At 44.2% G+C, this 3,821-nt stretch carries 3 protein-coding genes; 2 read left to right on the top strand and 1 reads right to left on the bottom strand.

The features are described from left to right. Positions 1-2,980 precede the first annotated feature (2,980 nt). Positions 2,981-3,202, top strand: a complete 222-nt coding sequence (locus tag A3757_RS28100) for an SCO family protein (RefSeq protein WP_369819548.1) — start codon at positions 2,981-2,983, stop codon at positions 3,200-3,202. A gap of 104 nt (positions 3,203-3,306) precedes the next feature. After that, positions 3,307-3,606 (top strand): hypothetical protein, encoded by a 300-nt coding sequence (locus A3757_RS12025; protein ID WP_068512472.1) that lies wholly within the window; start codon positions 3,307-3,309, stop codon positions 3,604-3,606. Here the strand turns inward: A3757_RS12025 and A3757_RS12020 are convergent. Next, on the bottom strand, positions 3,603-3,821 hold a 219-nt coding region (locus tag A3757_RS12020; RefSeq protein WP_231878265.1), incomplete at its 5' end, for a hypothetical protein. The genes A3757_RS12025 and A3757_RS12020 overlap by 4 nt on opposite strands.

Here is a 3,821-nt window from a genome sequence, read left to right as displayed (position 1 = left end):
TTATCAAAATCACGTACGTTTTCATCAGGTATTGAAACAGCCTTCTCGATTCTTAGAAAACGTTGAGGACGCTCAGAAGGCTCTGTCACCTCAGGATTAGCANGCGCCGCTAAACCGGCAGGAGACGTATCTTCACCATCAAAGTCATAGACACTGCGAATATGAATCGCTCCTAAACCATTACCAAAGTTTTCCAACTCTACTGGAACGTAGTCTTCCGGTTCTGGCCGACTTGTAACCAACATCACCTGATCGTAGCGATTACCTTCACTCGGTAAGGCAACCACTTTTAAGGTCTTATCGCTCGCATCATAGACATATAAACCATAGAGAGGTGTCGCGGCTTCATAGGTATCTGAAGCGAGTTTCTCTTCGGTACAATATTCTGGCTGGCCTTGTTGATCACCATCTGTTTCAGCATCGATATCGATCAGGGCAACACGACATAAGCTCCAGCTCACCAAGTAACGGTTTGAGCCATCATAAAGCGGTACAAAAGCGCCATACTGACCGTTTATCGTTTGTTCATCACTTGAGGTGACCCCGTCAATAATCGCGACTTGAGCCTGCCCTTCAATTGCGTCACTGCCATCGATGGCACGGTCTGCATCAATGAATTCATCCAAATTAATCTCGAGAGGTTGTGCGGCAAACGTAGCGCTTTCGAAGGTACGCAATGAAACCGCAATATTACCGTTTTCTAACTCTTTAGGTTTCAAGAACTGAACTTGGTCACCGTCTTCACCTGAATCATGGGAATGGCGGCCATAGAGGTAATTCAAGCCTGTACCGTCGGGGTTAATCTCGTATAAGTTAACACCATTGTTTCGTGTTTGCCCCGCGTTGTCCCAACGAGAAAACAGGACTTTGCCGTTATTCAACAGGATAGGGTCTAGATCGTGGCTTTGGTTAAAGGTAAGTTGCTGAATATTTTGTCCATCACCATCCATAATATGAAGGTTAAAGGCGTGTACATTTCGCTCTTCATCAAGTGCAGGATAACCCGTCTTACCTTCATTCAATAAAACAGCCTTGGCACGCGTCTGGCGCGTTGAAGTAAATAAGATACGATCACCTGGAAGGTAGCTGGGTGAAATATCATGCCCATCTTCAGCCCTGACATTCAGCGTACTATCAAAAATACGGCGGAGCGTGCTGCTCTCTATATTATATTCCCAGATATTCCAAGTAGGCTGATCTTCTTCATCGGCATTCTCTATCTCTGGCGCACGCATCGAGAAGAGTAGTTTCTTACCATCATAAGAAGTACTGAGGTCACGTACATCGTAGAGCAGCTCACCGTCGTCGTTTAAGAACGATTCATCAGCAAAGGCTGCCGAAGAAATATCCACCGTTTGAGCATCAAGTGATGCTTTTTGCTTTAGGTATAAAACAGCACCAGGACGAAACGATTGCGGCTCAGCAGCATTATCTGGCTCAACTTCGCCCTCATCATTTTCTAGAGGTCTTTCTATATAAGCTAAAGGTAAGTCAACTACAACAGGATCCGTGCCATCAGAGCTACAGGCAACAATAAGAGGCAGACTGATCATAGCAACAAGGCTCAACAATACCTGTCTCAAAAAGCCGGAATTTGAAGGCTTGGGTAATCTAAAATGCCTTTTGAAGGCTCGATTCAGAAAAACCGAAACGTAAAAAAATGTTAACCTGACATGCTTCACAATATTCTCCCTATTCGACATAATCGAGCCCAGTTAAGGACTTAGACAAGGATTATGTCTCTCAGTATGTCTTCTTCCTAAGTACATTCCAGCGCATTTGAGTTACGCAATGTAATGGTGAGCACTGCCACACAAAAAGCGTCTATCATCTTCAATTAAACTTCAAACATAGAGCGTTTGGGTCTAATTTAAATAAGCTCCGATCCAAAGAGGGAACAAGCTATGAATGTATTTCCTGTATTACCTAAGCTACTGAAACAAATAAAGCACGACGGTTTCTGGCAAGCAGCTATGACGCCAGCATATACAAAAACATTGATCGGAAAAATTAAGCTTATGCACCAGCGCATGAAATTTCTGTCACTTATACTTCTCTCTACACTATTCGTGAGCTCGACTCTAACGGCCGGGGAACGAGAGCAAGCTAAACGTATACATGACAGAATAGCGGGTGTGCCCCCTACTGCAAGTGTACTCGACTCTATGGCGGCGGATATTTTGGCGGGCGAAGCTAGCAATGCGGCCTATACGGCAATGGAACACACTGCTTTCTATGACGTTACGCTAAAAAACCTTGCAGCCCCCTGGACAAATGAAGCCATGTCCAGCTTTGTGCCCTTCAATGACTATATGGCAACCGTAATTGGTTTAGTACGCGATGACGCAGACTTTCGGTCAGTTCTATATAGCGACGTGCTCTATGTCGGAAATTCTTCACTTGGGCTACCAAACCCGAGCATCAGTAGCAACGCGCATTATGAAGCTCTGGAAGATGGCGGACACAGCCTAAAAGAGTATCTGATTGCCAGCACTCAGTCGGAACAATACAACATCCCTAGCGCTGCCGCTGCCGGTATCATGACCACGCGCGCATCCGCTCATGCATTCATGAAAGACGGTACCAATCGTGCACTGTTCCGTTTTACCGTGTTAAACCACTTATGCAACGATATGGAGCAACTTAACGACACCTCCTTACCACCTGACCGCGTCAGGCAAGATGTTTCGCGTAGCCCTGGTGGCGACAGCAGAATCTTCTTAAACAGCTGTGTAGGTTGTCATAACGGCATGGACCCTCTTACCCAAGCGTTTGCTTACTACAACTATGATTACAATGTTGAGAATGACCCAGAGGGTTTAAACGGCCAAATGGTCTATAACCAGGAAGGCATGACCGATGCGAGCACTGGCAGCCGCGTACAAGCAAAGTATCACATCAACGCTAACAACTTTGAGTTTGGCNNNATCGTGATGATGATAAGCGTTTAAAAGAATACACCGGATTCTTCCATCCAAATATTATTCCTTTAAGTGGGAGTGTTGAACAAATTACTTCGGTTAGCTCAGCTTACGGAACTTTTTTCCGTTCAGGTCGTGAAAAGGCAGGTGAAGGCAATAGCTATACAGTTGATCATAGTGCTTTTGTCTATTTGTTAGATGATCAAGGAAGGTTAATGCGAGTGCTTGATCATGACGTTCAAGCTGAGCAAATATCTGAACTACTTCATAAGTTGCTGTGATTACTAGATTTTCACTTGCGATAGTACCTATCTATTTTTTATACTCGTTACATCTTGTTACTTTTAAATATTGAAATAGACAATAACAATAAGTGGGATCAAAGATGGATTACGCCGACGGCCTGAAAAACGTTCTAATTCAAAAAATAAATAAAACCGAAAAGAGCTTATATAGCTTAAAGCTGGACTATTGCCGCTTTGTATATGGCTTATCTCATCGCTCTAAAGTTATGTATGATCAGGTAGTTTATCAAGTTAGATCTGTTGATCTTGATTCGATGACTCGAAGCGATGGCGGTGAATGGAGTCGCCCGGTAATAAGTGCTGTGAGAATTGAAGATAACCGACCGGTCAATAATGAGGCCGTTGATTTAGGCCGGAATTGGGAGCTATTTGCCGGTTAGGCAAATATTCCCCACTCATCAAGCTGTGCACTCAACGACATTTCCTTAGGAATACGGTCATAGCTTGACCAGTTCTTGGCAGCCTTCGCGCCAGCTCTAACCATTAAGTCGTTGTCACTACTAAGTTTTCGGTAGAGTGCTTCCCTGTAGTAGGCGAGCGCATTTTCTGTCGTCAAATTTAAATTAGACTTTAATACCAACATCGCTATCTCTTT

Source organism: Oleiphilus sp. HI0117 (genome assembly GCF_001635235.1).
The sequence above is the reverse complement of the archived record's forward strand: the minus strand, read 5'-3'. Positions and strand labels throughout refer to the sequence as shown.

Excerpts from the sequence above, each read along its gene's own strand:
- A3757_RS12025 (WP_068512472.1), top strand. The coding sequence starts at position 3,307 with ATGGATTACGCCGACGGCCTGAAAAACGTTCTAATTCAAAAAATAAAT.